This window comes from Methylomonas sp. BW4-1 (assembly GCF_052474385.1).
The window spans coordinates 2,955,367-2,975,278 of sequence record NZ_CP184125.1 but is presented as its reverse complement, the minus strand read 5'-3'; the positions used below and the strand labels follow the sequence as shown (position 1 = coordinate 2,975,278).

14 protein-coding genes and 1 tRNA gene are annotated in these 19,912 nt (G+C 51.8%); 6 read left to right on the top strand and 9 right to left on the bottom strand.

Features of this window, described 5'->3' with window-relative positions; all coding sequences use genetic code 11:
* Window positions 1–14 precede the first annotated feature (14 nt).
* The 5 genes from ACH5Y9_RS13685 (at window position 15) to ACH5Y9_RS13665 (ending at window position 6,480) form a co-directional block, all read left to right on the top strand.
* On the top strand, window positions 15–2,465 hold the full coding sequence (locus ACH5Y9_RS13685) for a heavy metal translocating P-type ATPase (RefSeq protein WP_445366457.1): 2,451 nt from the start codon (window positions 15–17) through the stop codon (window positions 2,463–2,465).
* Window positions 2,466–3,308: a sulfite exporter TauE/SafE family protein gene (locus ACH5Y9_RS13680; RefSeq protein WP_445366456.1), complete on the top strand. Its 843-nt coding sequence runs from the start codon at window positions 2,466–2,468 to the stop codon at window positions 3,306–3,308.
* Between the two features lie 73 nt (window positions 3,309–3,381).
* A tRNA-Thr gene (locus ACH5Y9_RS13675) sits at window positions 3,382–3,457 on the top strand.
* A 709-nt stretch (window positions 3,458–4,166) separates the two neighbouring features.
* The gene (locus tag ACH5Y9_RS13670; RefSeq protein ID WP_445366455.1) at window positions 4,167–5,609 is read left to right on the top strand and encodes an alkaline phosphatase PhoX; all 1,443 of its coding nucleotides are present in this window, start codon (window positions 4,167–4,169) and stop codon (window positions 5,607–5,609) included.
* Between the two features lie 145 nt (window positions 5,610–5,754).
* Complete coding sequence (locus ACH5Y9_RS13665; RefSeq protein WP_445366454.1) at window positions 5,755–6,480, top strand: hypothetical protein; 726 nt, start codon at window positions 5,755–5,757, stop codon at window positions 6,478–6,480.
* Between the two features lie 185 nt (window positions 6,481–6,665).
* Here ACH5Y9_RS13665 and purM read toward each other — a convergent pair whose 3' ends face one another.
* Entirely contained in the window at window positions 6,666–7,709 is a 1,044-nt protein-coding gene (gene purM / locus ACH5Y9_RS13660) for a phosphoribosylformylglycinamidine cyclo-ligase (RefSeq protein WP_445366453.1), read from the bottom strand.
* A 96-nt stretch (window positions 7,710–7,805) separates the two neighbouring features.
* Between purM and ACH5Y9_RS13655 the strand changes: the two genes are divergently transcribed.
* Entirely contained in the window at window positions 7,806–8,621 is an 816-nt protein-coding gene (locus ACH5Y9_RS13655; RefSeq protein WP_445366452.1) for a DUF2066 domain-containing protein, read from the top strand.
* Here ACH5Y9_RS13655 and ACH5Y9_RS13650 read toward each other — a convergent pair.
* The 8 genes from ACH5Y9_RS13650 to ACH5Y9_RS13615 form a co-directional block, all read right to left on the bottom strand.
* Window positions 8,607–9,107: a hypothetical protein gene (locus ACH5Y9_RS13650; protein ID WP_033157297.1), complete on the bottom strand. Its 501-nt coding sequence runs from the start codon at window positions 9,105–9,107 to the stop codon at window positions 8,607–8,609. The two genes, ACH5Y9_RS13655 and ACH5Y9_RS13650, sit on opposite strands and share 15 nt — an antisense overlap.
* A 19-nt stretch (window positions 9,108–9,126) precedes the next feature.
* Window positions 9,127–10,494, bottom strand: coding sequence for a hypothetical protein (locus ACH5Y9_RS13645; RefSeq protein WP_445366451.1), 1,368 nt, complete (start codon window positions 10,492–10,494; stop codon window positions 9,127–9,129).
* 171 nt (window positions 10,495–10,665) lie between these two features.
* On the bottom strand, window positions 10,666–12,087 hold the full coding sequence (gene ntrC, locus ACH5Y9_RS13640) for a nitrogen regulation protein NR(I) (RefSeq protein ID WP_445366450.1): 1,422 nt from the start codon (window positions 12,085–12,087) through the stop codon (window positions 10,666–10,668).
* Window positions 12,074–13,129, bottom strand: coding sequence for a nitrogen regulation protein NR(II) (gene glnL, locus ACH5Y9_RS13635; RefSeq protein ID WP_445366449.1), 1,056 nt, complete (start codon window positions 13,127–13,129; stop codon window positions 12,074–12,076). Before glnL ends, ntrC begins: the two co-directional genes overlap by 14 nt.
* A 560-nt stretch (window positions 13,130–13,689) precedes the next feature.
* Entirely contained in the window at window positions 13,690–14,466 is a 777-nt protein-coding gene (locus ACH5Y9_RS13630; RefSeq protein WP_445366448.1) for an exodeoxyribonuclease III, read from the bottom strand.
* Window positions 14,467–14,588: 122 nt separating this feature from the next.
* Window positions 14,589–15,581 carry an alpha/beta hydrolase gene (locus tag ACH5Y9_RS13625; protein WP_445366447.1) on the bottom strand — a complete coding sequence of 331 codons (993 nt, stop codon included), beginning with the start codon at window positions 15,579–15,581 and terminating at the stop codon, window positions 14,589–14,591.
* Between the two features lie 203 nt (window positions 15,582–15,784).
* A complete protein-coding gene (locus tag ACH5Y9_RS13620) occupies window positions 15,785–16,579 on the bottom strand; it encodes a ParB/RepB/Spo0J family partition protein (protein ID WP_445366446.1) in 795 nt (264 codons plus the stop codon).
* Window positions 16,580–16,744: 165 nt separating this feature from the next.
* Complete coding sequence (locus ACH5Y9_RS13615; RefSeq protein ID WP_445366445.1) at window positions 16,745–19,828, bottom strand: hypothetical protein; 3,084 nt, start codon at window positions 19,826–19,828, stop codon at window positions 16,745–16,747.
* Between the last annotated feature and the right edge of the window lie 84 nt (window positions 19,829–19,912).

Genomic DNA, 19,912 nt, shown 5'->3' with positions numbered 1-19,912 from the left:
ATCCTCAGTCGCCCATGGAAACCGATATTCTAAATTACGCGCATTTTTCCGTTCGACATCAGCTAAAAAATCGAATCCGGATCATTACGCCGGTGTTGCTTAACGACCCAGAGCGCGGCTATATTTTGGAAATCTTGCTGAAAAAGCGCCCGGAAATCAAAAGTGTGCGCTCGGTGTTTGAAATCGGTTCGGTAGTCATCGAATTCGATTCCAGCCTTTTGCCGGCGAAAAACTTGCTGATCATGTTGGACGCGGTGTTGGGTAATATCGCGTTAAAGCAGACTGAGTTAAAAAAGGACAAGAAAAAAGCATTCGACGGGCCGTTGCAAGAAGTTGATTTGGCCGTGCAAGGCATGAGTTGCGCATCCTGCGCGCTTTTGATCGAAATGGTCTTGAACCGCGACGAACGGGTTAAAAAAGCCGGCGTTAATTTTGCCACTGAAACCGTCACGGTGCAGGGCCAGATCAGCAAGGCGGAGGTGATCGATAAAATCGAAAAGCTGGGATACAGCGCCATGCCTATCGACACGCTGTCGCAGCGGAAGAAGCTCATCGAAAAGGAGTTGCAACGAATTGACGTAGCCCGGCGTCGATTTGTATGGGCAGGGCTGTTAACCACACCCGTGGTGACGATAGCCATGATGATGGGCGGCCGAACCTGGATGCATTGGTTGCAGTTTGCGCTGACCACGCAGGTAGTATTTGGCACAGGCTGGCAGTTTTTCAGCAAGGCGTATCGGCTGGCCAAACAACGCGCGGCTAACATGGATAGCTTGATCGCGCTGGGCGTGGGTTCCGCTTACGGCTACAGCATTCCGTCTCTATTCAGACGGCGCGGCCATGTGTATTTCGAAGCCGCCGCAGCTATCATTACTTTTGTGCTGTTGGGGCGTTATCTGGAGGAGCGGGCCAGAGGCAAGGCCGGCGAAGCGATTCGCAAGTTGGTCGATCTGCAACCGCAAACAGCGACCTTGTTGATGAGCGACGGCAGCGAGCGCAGCATCGATGTAGACGAAATTAAGATCGACGATGTGATGCTGGTCAGGCCGGGTGAAAAAATTCCCACCGACGGCGTGGTGGTATCCGGTCTTTCTACGGTTGATGAGGCAATGATCACCGGCGAAAGCATGCCGGTGGTGAAAAGTGTCGGTCACTCCGTGGTCGGCGGTTGTGTCAACGGCAATGGCGTATTGCATATCAAGGCCACGGCGATAGGCATGGACACCGTGCTGGCCGGCATTGTGCATATGGTCGATCAAGCCCAGGCGGCCAAGCTGCCGATTCAAAAGCAGGTCGATAAAATCTCGGCGGTGTTTGTGCCGGCGGTGATGGCGATTTCCGGTGCAACGCTGGTAGGGTGGCTGCTGGCTGGCGCCCCATTTGCGTTTGCTTTCGGCAATGCCATCACCGTTTTGTTGATTGCTTGTCCTTGCGCGTTGGGTCTGGCGACGCCGGCGGCGATCATGGTCGGCACGGGTCAAGCCGCTAAGCAGGGCGTGTATATCCGCAACGGCGAAAGTCTGGAAATAGCCAGTAAACTGAACGCCATCGTCTTCGATAAGACCGGCACCATCACCGAGGGCAAACCCCGGGTAAGCAAGGTCTATAAATTATCTCGTCTGGCTGAAAACAAGGTAATCATGTTGGCGGCATCCGCCGAAAACAACTCCGAGCATTTTCTCGGCAAAGCCGTGGTGGCCTATGCCCGCGACGCGGGTGTCGAGTTACAGGATTGCGCCTATTTTTATAGCGAAACCGGTCACGGTATTCGCGCCGAGGTGGACGGTTATAAATTATTGCTGGGCAACCGGGCTTGGCTGGAGAATCAGCAAGTTGACGTGAGTCGATTAGTGGAGCAGGCCGATAATTTTGCTGATCAAGGGCAAACTCCAGTTTATATGGCGATCAACGGCAAGGAAGCGGCCATATTTGCGATTGCCGACAATCCGCGCCCGGAAGCCGCAGCCGCTATTGCGCGGCTGCACGAATTGGGTATTAAAACCATGATGGTCACTGGCGATACCGAAAGAACCGCGTATCGCATCGCGGATACAGTCGGCATAGCCGATGTGGTCGCTAATGCCAAGCCCGAACAAAAGCTGCAAATCATTCGCCAGTTGCAGGATGAAGGGCACAACGTCGGCATGATAGGCGATGGTATCAATGATGCGCCGGCGCTAGCGGCCGCCAATGTTGGCTTCGCAGTAGGCAGCGGCACCGACATCGCCATCGAATCAGCGGACCTGACGCTGGTGCAAGGTGATATAGGCAAAGTCACCGCTACTATCGAACTGAGCGCATTTACCATCCGCGTTATTAAACAAAATCTATTCTGGGCGTTCGGTTACAACACCATAGCGATTCCGGTGGCGGCGTTGGGCAAACTCAATCCGATGATAGCCTCCGCGGCGATGGCCTTGAGCTCGGTGTCTGTCATCGTCAATTCACTTCGATTGAACAAATAAATGGAACACAATATGGAAGGTATGGATCATGCCATGCACGGCATGACCGAAATGGCTGCGGCCACGGGATTCGATTACTCCCTGGCGTTCGTTGCCGGATTCTTGGGTAGCGGGCACTGTCTGGGGATGTGCGGGGCGCTAGTATCCGGTTACTTCATGCGAGCTGGGATAAGCCGCAGTTATCTACCTTATATTGCCTATCAAGCCGCTCGTATTTCCGTGTATACCCTGATCGGCGTATTGGCTGCTTCTTTGGGCGTAGTGCTGGTATCCAGCGGCTTGTTCGGCAAAATTCAAAGCATCCTGCAAATGTTGATGGGCACTGTCGTAATTGTGTTGGCGCTGGGGGTATTGGGCTGGATACCTTGGCAAGGCTCGATACGCTTGATTCCCATGCAAGTGTTGCGCAAAGGCTATGCTGCGGCGAATCAAAAAGGGCCGCTGTTAGGTTCGGTTATCGCGGGTCTCTTGAATGGTTTGATGCCCTGTATGTTGACGTTTGCGATGGCTGTGAAAGCCACCACGGCTGCTACCTTGCTTGAGGGTGGAGCGTTGATGTTGGCATTTGGCGCCGGTACTTTGCCGATGATGCTGTTTATCAGCGTCGCTTTCGGCAAAATGAGTGTGAAATTACGCGGTTTAATGTTGAAAGCGGCGGCGTTCATCATGTTGTTGATGGGGGCCAATACCATTAACAACGGTTTGAGTTTTTACCAAGATCAAAACTTCAACCACAGTCATTTTCTGGTGTTTGTGCAGGATAAACTTGATGAACTAATCGTTTTTCTGCACGAAACTCTCAATTACATCGGCAGTATGCTGAGCAGTATTCAAGGGGTGTGACTGCAATTCGGCGAGTTGACCGAACTTAGTGCTGGAAATGTTCGAAATTACAGGTATAATGCGCGAATGAATTGCTGGTGTAGCTCAGTTGGTAGAGCAGCTGATTTGTAATCAGCCGGTCGCGGGTTCGAGTCCCATCGCCAGCTCCATATATATCAAAGGCTTAGGTGTTTTCCACCTAGGCCTTTTTTATTGCTTGTACAAAATACCGTCCAAAATCGTTTGTGTAATCGGTAAAACCCCTGGTGACAAATTTTCACCCGGTTCTTAAGTTCCCTGTCACCGATAGGGACTGCCGTTAAATCTCCCTTTCCTCCGAAAGGTGTGTGCGGTTTTCTGTGCGCAGTTCTCCAGTTGATGCTTTTCTCATGTTGGGTGTCTTTCAGTGTTACCGAAGTAATTCTGTATTCCGGAAATATTTGATGATGTGCCGTTCTGCACATGCCAATTCGCTGAGGTTTCTTGAGCAAAACAGAGAAAATAAGCAGTTTTCGTCCATTCGGACTTATTTCGCCAAACTTTTTTAGGGACAGGACTGCAATATCCGCTCTTGAGCGTTTTGTAGCCTACTGGCCATGCTGAGTCTCTGATGGGCACGACGTTTGTCGCCACGCATTGTCGGGGGTTCAATTTCTTCTGGGTTGAAGGGCAGGAGTGGCTGCCAGTAAGAGTCGATAAGGTGATTTTAGTCGCACCAGAATGGGTACTAGCGGCGTATTACATGTCACGAAAACTTAACAGAACTGCAACTTTAATTTCTTGAGCGCTGGTTAACATTCTTTCTGCAAATTCTGTGAGGCAGATTTTTGCGGAAGACCAAAAACAATTAACCGACTTTGCTTTAGGAATGACTTTTTTATGAAAGCTTTTAAATTAACTCTGATTGCCGCAGCTGTTACCGCTGTCGTTTCACCTTTGACTGCGCAAGCGGCTTCAACCGAATTCGACAATTTTACGCCAATGACAGGCAACACGGTTCCTGTTAACCCAGGTTCAGCGACACCTTATAAATTGTCTTCGCCCAATTTTACTCAACAAACCATCGCCGACCGTAAGACCCAAAACACCTTGGTGCCAGGTTCCAACTCAGGTAGCTGGGACATGATAGCCGCCAACGAAACCGGTCCTGACGCCGGCCGTTATTTGTTCATGCCGTTCGAAACCGGTTCCGCGGGCGTGCAACGTATCGATCTTTGGAATAACGACTACAACTCGCGCACCACCACTATCGTGGCGCCAGGTACGCAAGGTTTTGTTTCCGGCGATGCCTCATTATGGACACCATGGGGTGGTTATTTGACCGCTGAAGAATCTTGGGGAACTGGCAGCAGCAAAGGCCGTTTGTTTGAAGTGACCAATGCCACCACTGCGGCGGCGAATGGCGGCACATTTATCCAACGTTCCATTCTGCCGCGTGTTTCTCACGAAGGTTTGGCGTTCGACAAAAACAACAACTTGTATTTTGTCGATGAATTGAACGGTGGGTCTGTATACAAATATGTATCGGCCAATCCATTTGCCACTAGCGGCGACAGCTTTTTTGCCGCGGGGCAAACATTTGCTTTAAAAGTCGGTGCAGGAGCCCAGTTTGAAGGCACTACCGGTGCTGCTATCACAGGTGCATCAACATGGGAAGCTATTACCGATGTCAACGGTGGCGTTTTAGCCGGTATTTCCGCACAGCTTAGCGACGGCACGATCGACGGCCGCGTCAGCGCTGATAATGCCGCTGTAAAAGGCACAGGTTTTAATCGCCCTGAAGACATGGAAATTCAAAACTTGGCTAACGGTAACCAGTTTTTGTACTTCACGACTACCGATTCAGACACCGACGGCAACCAAGGCACCGGCCGCAGCCGCGTTTATTCTATTGATCTTGGCACTAGCGAAGTCAAACTGTTTGCCGACAGCAACACCATCGATTTGGCGACTGGTTTGGCGGCAGGCGGTGAATTCAAAAATGCCGATAACTTGGCTATTGATGCCGAAGGCAATATCTACATCGTTGAAGATCAAGATGGTGGCGTGGAAGATGTATGGTTTGCCAAGGATGCAGATCGTGACGGGGTTGCCGAGTCTCTCTCCAAATGGATCAGTTTGACTACTCAAGGTGCTGAAAGCACCGGTTTGTATTTCGACAAATTCAATCCAAACAAAGCGTATATCAACGTGCAGCATCCAGCTGATGGCATTGATCGCACCATTGAGTTGACTGCTGCGCCAGTACCGGTACCTGGCGCGGTTTGGTTGTTCGGTTCAGCAATTGCCGGCATGATCGGCCTGCGCCGCCGTAAAGCCTGATTGCTTAGGGGGCAGGGCGTGTTCCCAAATTGATTGATCGAAAGCCCGACTTTATGTCGGGCTTTTTTGTGATGGGCAGTCTTTCGGGCCAGATAAGCAGTCCGGAAATGTCTTCTTGACCACCAATAATTAAGTGAATCCAAACATGAACAAAAAAATGATGATGGCTAGCGCGCTAGTGGTTCTATCTGTAAGCGCCGGCGCGGAAGCGGCTGTAATTACACAATGGAATTTCAACTCGAATCCTGCTGATTCTGCCACCGGCACCGGCACAGGCGCCCCTAGCATCGGTAGCGGCTCGGTTTCGCTGGTAGGAGGCACCACAGCAACTTTTGCTAGCGGCGATGCGAGTGGCGGTTCATCCGACCCGGCGATAGGCGATGACAGTGGTTGGAATACCACCAGTTATGCGGCTCAAGGTGCCGGCAATAAAACCCGCGGTACGCGGTATCTGGTTAGCACGGTGGGTTTCAATAACATTCAGGTTAGTTACGACTTACGCCACAGCAATACGTCTTCTAAATATGAGCAAGTGCAATACACTACGGACGGTAGTACCTGGACTGATTTTGCCTTGTTTAGCGGCGCAGCAGGCGATACTTGGTTCAACGGCCGTTCAGTCGATTTCAGCAGTATCGCCGGGGTAGCCAACAATGCTAATTTCGGCTTTCGTGTCTTAGCGGCATTCGCGCCTTCAACAAGCGCATACGCGGCATCTTCTCCAACCGGTACTTATGGTTCTACCGGCACCTGGCGTTTTGATATGGTAACGGTATCAGGCACTGCGTTAGCAGCCGTGCCAGTCCCTGGCGCAGTTTGGTTGTTCGGTTCCGCATTGTTAGGTTTTTTGGGCGTTCGTCGCAAAGCTTAATCACCGTAGTTCAAGATATTGGCAATTTCTTTAGGAATGGCGACATGAGGTGGCTTGCTTCAAAGCCGTTGGCAACTCACTGATCAGGAAATGACCTTCTTGGTGTTGAATTGATCGCAGATGAAACTGAAGATCTTTTAACGCCATGCCTGTGGATTTCAGGCATGGCGGAGATATTTTCAGAGTCAGGAGTAGATTACGTGTGGTTTGCCGTCGCCGAGGACTATGTCGCCGATGCTGAAGGCGGTTTCGCCTTGCTGTGCCAATATTTCCAAGGTAGCGGCTTCGTCTTCTGCCGCGACGCAGACAATCATGCCGATACCGCAATTAAAGGTGACCAGCATGTCGGCTAATTCGACATTGCCTTGTTCTTGCAGCCAGGCAAAAATCTCCGGTAATTGCCAGGTGGAAAGCTGAACGCTCGCGTTCAAACCATTTGGCAATACGCGCGGCAGGTTTTCGGTAATGCCGCCGCCGGTGATATGGGCCATTGCGTGTACCGGTACGGTTTTTAGGAGTTCCAGCAGGGGCTTAACGTAAATACGGGTTGGAGCCAGCAAGGTTTCGCCTAGTGGTTTGCCGTTGACATTGTCGGACCAAGCCAGACCACTACGGGCGACGATTTTGCGAATTAAGGAATAGCCGTTGGAATGCGGGCCGGAGGAGGCGAGGGCGATCAGTTTGTCGCCGGCTTTGACTTGGCTGCCGTCGATGATACGATCTTTTTCGACGATGCCGACGCAAAAGCCGGCCAAGTCGTAATCGCCGTCGGCATACATGCCGGGCATTTCCGCCGTTTCACCACCAACCAAAGCCGCGCCGGATTGCTCGCAGCCTTTGCCTATGCCTTCGATGACGCTGGCGGCGGTATCGACTTCCAGTTTGCCGGTGGCGAAATAATCCAGGAAAAACAAAGGTTCCGCACCTTGCACGATAATATCGTTCACGCACATCGCGACCAGGTCGATACCGACGCTGTTGTGAATGTTCAAATCCAGCGCCAGTTTCAATTTGGTGCCGACGCCGTCGGTGCCGGAGACCAACACCGGCTGTTTATAGCGATCCAGCGGTAATTCGAACAGCGAACCGAAGCCGCCTAAACCGGCCATGACGCCCGCATTACGGGTTTTGGCCGCGATGGGTTTGATGCGCTCGACCAAAGCGTTGCCGGCTTCAATATCGACGCCCGCGCTTTTATAATTCAGGCGGTCTTGTTGTTGTTCGCTCAATGTCAGTCTCTCGTTAAAGTTAAGGTTGAAACGGGCGATATTGTACTATAGTTCCCATTAATGCACTGTCAGGGTAGGCTTGTGGTCAAGGTTTTTATGAAGGGTAAATCGGGGTTTTTCAGCCTATGTATGTGGGGATTGTTGTGCAATTGCCCAATAGCGGAGGCTGTCGAAGTAAAAGGTTTGTATGAGATTGAACTGATCGCCAACAGCCAATCGGCAGAGGATAGGACGCAAGCAATCAAGCAGGCCATGTATGCCGTTTTGAGTCGGGTCTTGGTGTCTGAGGATATTTCCAAAATTCCGGTAGTGCAGCAGGCGTTGTCCAGTGCGCAGAACTATGTCAAGCAATCGCAATTTTCCTTGATTTCCGCCGATGAACTGCCTGACACCGACGCGCGCTTGCTCAGAGTGCAGTTTGATGAAGATCAATTGATGGAAGTCATGCGCAAAAGCCAAGTGGGTATCTGGAGTGAAATTCGGCCGGAAACCCTGGTGTGGCTGGTTGTCGATGACGAAGAGGGTAGACGGTTTTACAACGCTGACAGTATGCCGGAGTTGGAAAGTGCATTGGCGTTTGCGTCGAAAATTAAGGGCGTGCCGATGATATTTCCGATGCTGGATTTGGAAGAACAGCAAAAAATCTCACTGAGCGAAGTGTTGGGAGCGGATTCGCGCAATTTGTTGGCGGTATCCGCTCGCTACGAAGTGACCTCCGTGATGGCTGGCCGCATCGCCAAAAAAGGCGATTGCTGGCAGGGCGAATGGGCGTTTTATTTCGATGGCAAGATCAAGCAATGGAGCGGGGCTTGTTTACCTTTGAAAGCGGCAACGGTTGCGGGCGTGCAAGGCGCCTATGATGTGCTGTCGAATTATTACGGCGTTAAACCGGAGTCCTCAGCCGCCCACTAAGCTGTAGATGCCGTAGGCCCCGCCGTAAGTGGTTAGAAAATAGAATAAAGACACCACCAAACTGGCCGGAGTATTAACCTGCAATACGTCTTTAAATATCCGCGCAATAATCGCCATGTCCCACATCAAAAACAACGCCAAGGTTGCATAGCTGGGCGTATCTTCCGCTACGGTCACCCAAAATACGATAGGAATCAGAAAGATCGCGACGACATTTTCACAAAACAAAATAGCCGACGCGACTTGTATGAAGGTGTTAAAAGTTCTATTCAGCAGTAAAACCAGCGCGATAAAGCCCAGCGTTAGCAAGGTCTCCAGCAGCACTTCGAAGGCCGAATCAATGTCGTCCGACATGTTGAATTGAATAAAAAACACCGCGATAAAATAAAAAATCGCATTGTTTTTAAAAAAGCGCGTCGATCTGGGCAGATCCAATACCGAGACATTGAACCAGCACAGCGGGAAATAATGTCTGAAAATTTCCATCACGACGCACGCTACTTAATCAGTTTTCCTCTGAGTCGGCATAAGAATATGCGTCGTATTGGCTGCGATATTCCGGTTGCTGACCGTGGCTGAACTGGTCGTTCAATGCTTGTACCAGATCTTTGGTTTGTTCTATGAGACCGTTCAGTTTTTTGCGGTTTTTCTTGTTTTTACCGACTGGGTCGGTGATGGGCATTAAAATTCGCCAGAAACTCAGGCTTTTTTCAAACAAACCCGCCAAGTCTTCACTGAGATTCAATTGTTTCTGCCGCTTGTGCAAGTGCTTGATCAGGAATTTGGCATGCACGCGGCTGACGATTATATGTAGCGGGGTTAATAAGGCAATCAGTGTCGCGAGGATGGCCGGGCCGATAATCGGGTCGATCAGTAGTTCGAGTATCCCCACCGCAATTTCCGCAAATAACATCAGCATTACGATAAAGCCCAGCACAATGAGGGTGGAGGCGTTGCATCTGTCCTTCCAGGTGGTTAACGCTTCTTCCACTTCCGAAAAAATGGTGTCGTCGATGGCGCGGATGCTGTTTTCCAGCGTGCCGAGTATGCGGTACGAGCGGTCGTTATAAATGTTGTTGAAGCGCTGATCGAACAGCGAAGTATCGCCCGACTGCGATAACACAATAAATTGGCCGGTGTGGATGCCCAGTTCGGCCAGGCGGCGTTGCCAGGATGCGGCGATTTCCTGGCTTTTCAGCGCATCGATCATTATTTCGGAATGATCGATCACGAAAATGAATTTATTGGCATCCTGGTGAGCAACGATCTCTGCTAGGGTGTCCTTGATCAAATCGGCATCGGCCTCGAACAAGTCGTTAAATACCAATACCAAATCGGAGATGCCTATCACGTATTTTCGCAACAGGCCGGAGACTGGATTTTCCGCAGCCGGATTTAATACCGGGGTGTCAATCAACAGCTTGTTTTTTAATTTGCCGCTATTGACGGTGACCAGTTCCAGATAACCGTTGAGTTTGCTGCCTTCGCCGTTGGCGACCAAATCGATTTGACGGCTGATTTGATAGAAAGGTAAACGGTGGTCGGCGTCCAGTGCGGTGCCGGGTAGCGTCGCGGTATTGGTTTGTGGCGTATATTGCAGTACGGTGAATTTATGGCGGGCGGTGTGTAGTTGCACGCCCAGGTAACGATTAACAAAGTCTGATTTGGCGGGCGAGTAACCGCCCAGCGTACTGACGATGGGCCACCAACTTGTCTTGCGTGCGGTGGTCTCGTCGTTATCGATCAACCCCAGTTCAAACTCGATTTCATCCAGGTCCTGGAATATCTTGGCGGTTTTTTGCAAAACCGGATCGTTCGCCGCGAACTGCCGTTCAAGATTGCTCAGGTGTTTACTTACCGTTTTATCCGCCATTAGATATGAACCTTCTCTGCTTGTTATTGAGGTTAATCAGACGGCGGGAGTATACACCGATGGCATTTAAACGGATAAAAAAACCTGCCGGTTTTTGCCGGTCAAAATGCCCCCGCAAACGGGCGTCGCAAATACCAAGCTGCGCCGGAAATGGCGGCTTTCCGGCCGCGCTTATTCTCTAATATCCAGCTCCTTGATTTTGCGGGTCAAGGTATTACGGCCATAGCCCAATAATAGTGCCGCTTCGTGTTTGCGGCCATGCGTATGATTCAAAGCCGCCTCGATCAACAGGGTTTCCAAGGTGGGGATAGCCTGCTTGGCGATGTCCACTTTACCGGTCGATAATTGCTGCTTGACCCAATTTTTAAACTGGCTTTCCCAATCTCCCGGTGTTGTGTCGCCGGATGCGGAATCGCCGCTATTGTGCGTCAGTTCCGGCGGTAAATCTTCCAGATGAATTTCCCGGCCCGAGGCCATCACCGTCAGCCAGCGGCAGATATTCTCCAATTGCCGCACGTTGCCTGGCCACCTCAAGCCGCTTAAAAATGCCTCGGTTTCCGGTTTTAACAGTTTGATTTCGGTATTCAGTTCCTTCGCGCTTTGATAGAGATAATGCCGCATCAACAAGCCTATATCCTGCCGGCGTTCGCGTAAGGGCGGGATATGAATCCGAATCACGTTCAGGCGGTGAAACAAATCTTCGCGAAACCGGCCTTGCGCCACCAACGCTTCCAGATCCTGGTGGGTGGCGGCAATGATCCGCACGTTGACTCGCACTGAGGTATGCGCGCCCACCGGATAAAACTCGTTATCTGCCAGCACCCGCAGCAAGCGGGTTTGCAATTCGGCGGGCATGTCGCCGATTTCATCCAGAAACAATGTGCCATTGTTGGCCTGCTCGAAACGGCCGATCCGTCTGGCTTGGGCGCCGGTAAAAGCGCCTTTTTCGTGGCCGAACAGTTCCGATTCCATCAAGTCTTTGGGGATGGCCGCCATATTCAAGGCAATGAATGGCTGGTCCGCGCGCGGACTGTGACGATGCAGGGCCTTGGCGACCAGTTCTTTGCCGGTACCCGATTCTCCATTAATTAACACTGTGATATGCGAGCGGGCCAGACGGCCTATCGCCCGAAACACTTCCTGCATGGCCGGCGCTTCGCCTATGATCTCCGGGGTTTCCTCGACGGTAGGCGGGGCTTGCACAAGGTCGCTTTGCCGCTGTTTGCTGTGCGCGCAGGCGCGTTGTACGGTTTCGACCACTTCGGTGACGTCAAAGGGTTTGGGCAGGTATTCGAAAGCGCCGCCGTGAAATGCCGACACCGCGCTTTCCAGATCGGAATGCGCGGTCATCACGATCACCGGTAAATCCGGATAACTGTTTTGAATATTGCGCAGTAACTCGAAGCCGTCCATGCCCGGCATGCGAATATCGGTGATCAGCACTTGCGGTAAGCCGCCGGGTAGCGATTTCAGCAATTCGTTGGCGCTGGCGAAGCTTTGCGTATGCACGCCGGATTTTTGCAAGGCTTTTTCAAGTACCCAGCGGATGGATTTGTCATCATCGACAATCCAGACCTTGTCAGGTATTTGCATGATTCGTCTCCAAAGGTAGGTAGATGGAAAATACGGTATTGCCCGGCTCGCTTTCGCATTCAATCAAGCCGTTATGCTGGTTGATCAAAGATTGAGCAATCGACAGGCCAAGTCCGGTACCCTCGGCGCGGCCGGTGATCATGGGATAAAAAATCTGGCCCATCAGCTCGGGTTTGATGCCCGGGCCGTTATCGATAATGTCGATTTTGACGGTCAGCTTGTAGCGTTTGCGGCCTATAGTCATATGCCGTTGCACCCGGGTTTTCATGGTAATCACACCGTGGTTCTGCACGGCTTGCACGGCATTCCGGACGATATTGAGTATGGCCTGGATCAGCTGGTTTTTGTCGGCGAAAATCTCCGGGATGCTCGGATCGTAATTGGTCTGCAGCATAATGCCGTGGGCGGCCTCCACCGTAACCAGGTGCCGGACCCGTTCCAATACCTCGTGAATATTCAGTTGGCTTTTATGCGCGGGTTTGTTGGGGCCGAGCATTTTGTCCATCAGATCCTGCAAGCGGTCCGATTCGGCGATAATGATTTGCGTATATTCCTTTAACTCAGGATCTTGCAATTCCAGGTCCAACAATTGTGCTGCGCCGCGCAAACCACCTAGCGGGTTCTTGATTTCATGCGCCAGGCCGCGCACCAGCATGCGGCTGGTGTTTTGCTGGGCCAGCAACTGTTCTTCTTTGGTGATCCGCAAATGCCGGTCTACCTGTTGCAGTTCGATCAGGATTTCGCTTAATTTCCCATCCTCGAGCAAGGGTGTGGCGCTGAGGTTAACCGTAATCGATTGGCTGAGCCGTTCTAGGATTAATTCTCTATCGACCAGCGGCTCGAGCAAATACAAGCGCGGTAATAAATCGTTAAATAGCGTGTTGTGCGCGGTTTTGAACAGTTTGTGCGCCGTTTGGCCGAGCAAATGCTTGGCGCTGTCGGCAAGCAGCATTTCGCCGGCGGGATTGATATAGGTCAGGCGCAAGTCCTTGTCGAACAGCAGGATTGCTTCGTTTAAATGATCCAGTATCTTTTTGTGCACGGGTTAATTTAAGTGTTAAGAGTTGTAGTGAATAAGCAATTTGTACGCCAAGCGTAAAGTTGCCTTATTGCTTCATTTGTCTGATAAAAAACGGCTCTAATGCATAATATTGGTGCGTTTGCCCAATTTGATGGTTCATGTTAGTGCAAGGGTGGATGCTGAGTGAGATTTTTATCGCTATCCCGGCTTTAAGCCTTATGCTTAGGAATACGATCAATATCGATTAAGGCGGCTAAAATGTTTGGGAACCTTATCAGCAGCTCGAATACGCGGTTATGTGTCATATGATTGCACAATATTGGTGCGATAAAGGTTGAGTTGAATCAAGCGACGTTCCGGGGTGAGAGTGACCCATTCAAGCCGTTTGCATCGTGTATTCTGGTCGCTGTTCCAGCGGAGATGAAGGCGTCATGGGTTGAAGGGCTAGTGAAAAACCAGTAGGTGATCTCTGGCAATGGCACACTTTGAACTGAATTGGTGCGCCTTTCGGCATCGGTAACCAGGCTGGTGCGTCAGTCGAACAGCTGCTTTGCTAATTCGGTGCGTTTGTCGATTGGCGGCTAGTCTGCGTAATCAACGATCAATGGCGCATGGTCGCTGAAGCGTTGCTCTTTAAAAATGCTGGTTGACTGTGCACGATTGGCTATACCCGGCGTGGCGACTTGGTAATCGATACGCCAACCGACATTTTTGGCCCAAGCCTGGCCACGATTGCTCCACCATGTGTAGCAGGCGTCGGTAGCGTCGGGATCTAGTCTGCGATAAACATCTACCCAGCCCAGCTCATCATATATTTGGGTCATCCAGGACCGTTCCGCCGGCAAAAAACCGGAGTTTTTCTGGTTGCCGCGCCAATTTTTCAAATCGGCTTCCGTATGGGCGATATTCCAATCGCCGCAAATGACCACTTCCCGGCCGCTGGCTTTGAGGTCGGCAAGATGCGGATAGAAGCGTTCCATCACGCTGTATTTGACAGTTTGTCGTTCCTCGCTGCTGGAGCCGGACGGCAGATACAGGGAAATGACCGATAGATTGCCGACTTGCACTTCCAGGTAACGGCCCTCGCTATCAATGTCGGCATAGCCCAAGCCCTCAATGACGTTATCGGCCGGCTGTTTGCTGTAGATACCGACGCCGCTGTAGCCTTTCTTTTCGGCATAATGAAAATAGCCGTGCAGGCCTTTCGGTGTCAGCATTTCGGCTGTCATATCGCCGGCCTGGGCTTTAAGTTCTTGTAGGCAGACGAAGTCTGGATTTTGGGTGTCTAACCAGTCGTAAAAACCTTTTCTGGTTGCCGAGCGAATGCCGTTTAGATTGGCGGAGATGATGCGGAGCATGGACTTTGGTTGGGGAATAGGTTAATAAACTGCGTCGCAGTTTAACGGTTTCGATGCCATCGCCCCAAAGCGCTTACGGCCGCTTGGCCGACACTCCGCGCACGTCTGTCGGGAATGAGGCTTTAGCCCTTACTCAACAATTGCCGGGCGCGTGCGTCCGCACCGGAAGGCAGCTGGTTCGGGCCGATTTTTATCCAGGCCACGATGTCCTGCCAGGCGGTGGGGGCTTGTAGGTCGCGGAGCAGCATGTGGTAACCGTTCTGGTAAATGGCCACGGTTTTTTCCGCGGTATCGGTGGTTAGCATTTGTTGCAAAAAAGCGTAAGTCGGTTCCTTGGGGATGACTTCGTCTTTCTCGCCGTACAGCATCAAGGTATGAGCCCTTAGCGAGTTTGCACTATCGAACGCCGCATCCATCAGGTTGGTTAAGCCGTATACCGTTTCCACACGGGTGGCTTTGATGACCATCGGATCGCGGCCCATCGCCCGCAACATATCGATATTATCCGACGGTAAAATTTCCAGTCCGCTGCCGGTCAAAGTCAGCCAGGGCATGCTGTGCGCCAGTGTCCACAGTAAGCTGGTTTGATACCAGGGCATGGTCGATCTGGCCCATAGCGCCGGCGCGGCCAGGATGATGCCGGCGACGTCCGGCATGTTTTCCTGCTGCATGGCCGTGATCACAATCGCACCGCCCATGCTTTCGCCCAGCAGGTAAATCGGTTTGTTCGGGTAGCGCTGTTTCAGCAGTCGGGTTAATTGTTTTAAATCCTGCGCGTAAGCCTCGCTGCCGGCCCACAAACCGCGCTGCGGTGCCGCGCCGAAACCGCGTTGGTCGTAAGCGAAACAGGCGATGCCGAGTTTGCTGAAATAGCGGCCAGGCGCATCGAAAAAGTGGCTGTAATCGTTAAAACCGTGCAGCGCGATGATGATTGCATTGGGCTCTGCCTCGGGCAGCCACCTCCGTAGCGGCAGCGTCGCGCCGTCTTCGGTTAGAAACGTATTGTCGCCCAACTGCGCGCTATTGGTCTTGGCACCGGGCGGATAGCTCATCGGCATGCAGCCACTCAGCGAGAGCAGCACTAACAAGCTGGCCAGCGTGCTGGCGTGTGGCATGCGTTGTCGATATGGCCTGCGAGCGTTCACTATTTTCAAAACAAGATTGTTCATCGCTAACACATTATTTCAGTATTGAATGTTCCGAAATATCCCCGTGTAGGATGCACAAAGCGGGGAATTGTTCCGGTCAAACTTATCTTAGCTGAAGCGGATGCCCAATTTTATGACAATTCAAAAATGGCTAGTTTCCTGTTATCGAACTATTCATCATCCCACAACACGGGAAATGCTTTACGCACCCGCTCGATGGCCTCTTGATCGACGTTTTTACCGCGCAAGGTCAATACCAAGGCATAAATATCCTGGGTGCTGACCTTAAACGTGCGTTTGGGATCGGTTTTTACGGAGCTGGACAAGCGCTTGATCGTGGTGTGGAAGGGCAGGGGTTTGGCGACCGGTTGCACGGGCCTAGATAGTTCGTTTTCGATAATTTCTTTTTCGTTGCCGGGCGGTGCGTTTAAGGCTTTGCGCAAGATGTCACGCGCCCTGGTCCAGGACAGCTCGCCGCCGGCCAGTTTTTCGCGCATCGCCTCCGTCGTCAGTGGCGCGTAGCGAATGATGTCGTCGATCCAACTGATGCTTTTGTCGAAGAATTCGGCGATGCGCTCCCTCGACCAGTTGGCATTGTTCAAGTAAATCACCGTTTGAAAATAATCGGTGATGCGGGTATCGACTCGGTCGGAATTCAGCTTCAGATTCAGTGCCTTGATTTCATCCGGATCGCCGGTGACGATTCTGACGTCCACTCTGTCGAAATAGCCGGGATTGGTGCGGCGGATGCCTTGAATGGCTTCCATGCGATGAAAGCCGCCGACCAGATAATATTCGCGATTGTTACGTTCCCATACCACCAGTGGCTCAAACAGGCCGTTGACCAGAATATCTTTTTCTAGATGACTGACCTTGGCCCGATCCAATTCCCGGTGGTTGGTCAGGGTGTGGTGAAATTCGATTTGGTCGATGGGAAGATATTCATAGCGTTTGGTGGCTAGCATATTCGATTCTCCGAGAAAGCGGGGTCCGCCTCGGGGTGTGTCGGCCTGGTGCCTATTCCCTTGTCCGGGCAGATAAGCAGCCACCATCGCATTTTTTCTAACGAAATTCAATCGTTTGGCATTGGCGATACGCGGCTCCTGCGGACGGTGGACGGCTTTGCGAGGCTAACCGAGTACTTTCATCATGATGGATAAGTAGTCTGTATAACCGATGGCGGCGGCCATGATAATTAGCAGCATGCCCTGAAAAATCGGGCGCTGCACAAACGGTTTATAGGTACCTTCGGCGTAGCGTTCCGCCAACTCGGAGAGGCTGGTCAGTTTACCGGTGAGGGATGAATCTTTCACGTTGCCATGATTGGCTATCGATAATCGGCGCAGGTTTTTCATGGCGTTTTGCTCGGTTTCATCCGCTAACGCTTTCAGGCGGAAGTCGCAATAGAACAAGTATGCGATGCAAACGCCGATCACGATGAGCAGTCCGGGCGGCGTATGCCAATTATCGAAATAACTCATGCGCGCCAAAACCATCAGAGCGGCGGCGAATAGCGGATACGAGATCAGGCGGCTTGTCTGTTGCGTCATATCGCCGACCAAACGTATCGTCACCCAGTCCTGAAGGTACGCTGCATCGATATTCAATGTGTCGCTGTATTCCTTCGTCATGGACGCCGGCCAGGGCGCCGCGCGCGGAATGGTGCGGATAAACTGGATGATCGCTTGCGCTGCCTCGGTGACGCTGATCATCAAAAACAGGAATGCCGGCACCAAGATCGCCTTCAGCAGGATTAAATCGAGGTAATAGACGAAAGGGCCGCGATACGGCGTAAAAGGCACGCCCAAGGACAAAATCACCACAAACGATAAGATCCACGCTAAAAATGTCAAAATGCTGATTCGCCTAACATGCATATTTCGTTTCAGTCGCCTGTCCAAATATCTATCGTGCGCGTAACAGCGATTGTCGGCGGATACGCCGAACTTACCGCTGAAGTTCAGCTGTTCCCAAAGCAATAGCGGAAACTTGGTGGTTTCGATAACCCAATACACTGTGACAATCAGTGCGGCGAAGCGGATGGCCTCCGTCGACCACATGCTTACGCCTTCGATTAAGGCCAATGGTTCGGTTTGTGGGGTATTGAGCACGAAAGCCGCTAGTCCGCAGCCAATGGCGAAAGCGGTTAGCAACCAGACTCTTTGTCGGCGCAGCACGGCGGCTTTCACCGGGAGTTTGGCGGCAGTCGCGATTTTGATTTTGCGCCGAAAATACAGCCCTAGCCCGATCAATACGAATGCGCCGATTAAAATTTTCAATGTCAGGCGCGGAAATCTTGAAAACGGTTGCGCGGCTGCCGAATCCGGTGTCGGGGCGGTGTCGCTAAGATCGCTGCCGGTCTTAACCAGTGTCGCTATAGGTCCGGAGGCGTCACAATTTTGTTGGTCGGTTTGGTCGGTTTGGTCGGTTTTGTCGGTTTCCGGGGTGAGACGGAAAGCTTTGCTGCGGCCTATTTCATGCAAGGCGGGTTGATTGAATACCTCGCTGTCCAGCAATTGTTGGCGCTTGGTCGTATCGCACCCGGTTGCTGCGCCAGTCGCTTCCGAGGGCTTATGGTTGGAATCCCACAAGGCCATTTGCGCGGCTAAAAAATATGCAGTTTGATAGCTGTCGCGGAACGGCGGGATACGAGTTTGTAATGCCGGCGGTAATTGCAAACCGAAACTCGAGACAACAATCAGGTTACGAGCCCACTCGTTTTGCTCCGGGTGTAGAAGTCGGGCATCCATCACGTTTGTGAAATACCAAACATCCGGAAATTTGGCATGCAGCGCTTGCAGCACCAGTAGTTTGTCGTAGACATCGCTGCCGAGGATGCCGATGGCACCTATGGCTTGGTCGTGGTCTTCCAGTTCCTGTTCCAGTTCTTCAACCCTATCGGTTAACCGGCGCATGTAATCAAACTGACTGTCGCCGTCGGCATGCTCCATGGCTTTGGAAGCCTCGGCGGCACTGTTGGTATCATTGTTGCCGGATTTGTTGCCGGTGCTGGTACTACTTTGGCCGCGCAGGGTTTTGCCGTCCAAGCCTCGGAAATAGGTGTATTGGTGTACGTATTTTTGCAAGTAATTCGTGCAATCCGCTGTTGAAATCATGGGGTCGCGGCATGCGCCAAACGAGTGTTTTCCGTTCATGGCGGTTTCGACTAACGCATCGGCAAATGTAGTGCCAATATGGTAGGCGTACAGTGATTCGGTTTCGGAGATCAATACCACGTGTTTAGTGGGCTTAGCCAGCTCGGCTTGGTCGCCGATCCGTACGCCGCGGAGTTCCAGTTCCTGGCTCAGCGCGCCCGCCAGCTGGCTGTCGGTCGCCGTGGTGCGGAGGAACGACAGGTGATTTTTGAAGTGCTCGGCCAAGTTGCTCGGTTGATGGGCCGTTGCCGCTTGGTTGCCGTACATTAATTTACCTTCATCGACCGTTGCTCGGGGCGAATACATTCGAAACAACGGCGCGTCCTTGGGCTTGCCGACTTTCAGTGCCGCGCTCGCCATGGCTTGCAGATCGTCCGAAGTTGCCGGTCCCAGTACGTTGAGCTCTAGCTTGTTGTTTTTCTCGTAAAGGTTGCGCAAATTTTTGAAAAGATCTTTTAGCGGCTCATAGCCGAAGGCTTTGCTGTCAAGGTATAGCAGCAAAATAGGCGGATGTTTCTCCGCTTCCGGACTCCGGGCCATCGGTTGGGCTTTCCAAACCAAATGTTCGAATGCGATCAAGGTACTCGATTTGTTCAGCAGGTAATTGACGTAACCGATATGCTCCTCGTCGCTTGGGCCGTACTCTTGTTTGGAATTGCCGATTAACCCTGATAATACCGCGTAGCGGATACGGCGCCGGGTTTCCACGTCTTCTTGATAATGACCATTGGGCATTAGTGTGGCGATGACGATTTGCCGCCCGTCGGGAATGTCTTCCAAGTGGGACTGAAGGGTTTTTATCAATTCCTTCTGGTCTTTATATTGCTGATACCCCTGACTATTCACATTTTGGTTGGCGATAGCTTCGAATGGATCTTGCCACAAGCGCGCGTCTACGTCGGACTTAAAGCCGGCTTGTTGCAATTGCGATAAGGACGCTTTATTGGGTCTGGAATCGTTGAAAGGGCTTTGGCCTACGAACAGGCTGCCGCCCAAAATGATCAATAGCACGCTTAATAAGTTAGGCGAGATCGCTGTGGATTTGTTTTCTTTAGACATAAGCGCCAATCTCTGATTGCGATGGAGAGTAGTGGGGCATACCCGGTTGTGCAACTAGACTAACACTAGAGGTTTTCGGCTTCA

Coding starts and splice junctions, on each gene's coding strand:
- ACH5Y9_RS13685 (WP_445366457.1), top strand. CDS start 15: ATGGAAACCGATATTCTAAATTACGCGCATTTTTCCGTTCGACATCAG.
- ACH5Y9_RS13680 (WP_445366456.1), top strand. CDS start 2,466: ATGGAACACAATATGGAAGGTATGGATCATGCCATGCACGGCATGACC.
- ACH5Y9_RS13670 (WP_445366455.1), top strand. CDS start 4,167: ATGAAAGCTTTTAAATTAACTCTGATTGCCGCAGCTGTTACCGCTGTC.
- ACH5Y9_RS13665 (WP_445366454.1), top strand. CDS start 5,755: ATGAACAAAAAAATGATGATGGCTAGCGCGCTAGTGGTTCTATCTGTA.
- ACH5Y9_RS13655 (WP_445366452.1), top strand. CDS start 7,806: ATGAAGGGTAAATCGGGGTTTTTCAGCCTATGTATGTGGGGATTGTTG.
- ACH5Y9_RS13650 (WP_033157297.1), bottom strand. CDS start 9,107: ATGGAAATTTTCAGACATTATTTCCCGCTGTGCTGGTTCAATGTCTCG.
- ACH5Y9_RS13645 (WP_445366451.1), bottom strand. CDS start 10,494: ATGGCGGATAAAACGGTAAGTAAACACCTGAGCAATCTTGAACGGCAG.
- ntrC (WP_445366450.1), bottom strand. CDS start 12,087: ATGCAAATACCTGACAAGGTCTGGATTGTCGATGATGACAAATCCATC.
- ACH5Y9_RS13630 (WP_445366448.1), bottom strand. CDS start 14,466: ATGCTCCGCATCATCTCCGCCAATCTAAACGGCATTCGCTCGGCAACC.
- ACH5Y9_RS13625 (WP_445366447.1), bottom strand. CDS start 15,581: ATGCCACACGCCAGCACGCTGGCCAGCTTGTTAGTGCTGCTCTCGCTG.
- ACH5Y9_RS13620 (WP_445366446.1), bottom strand. CDS start 16,579: ATGCTAGCCACCAAACGCTATGAATATCTTCCCATCGACCAAATCGAA.
- ACH5Y9_RS13615 (WP_445366445.1), bottom strand. CDS start 19,828: ATGTCTAAAGAAAACAAATCCACAGCGATCTCGCCTAACTTATTAAGC.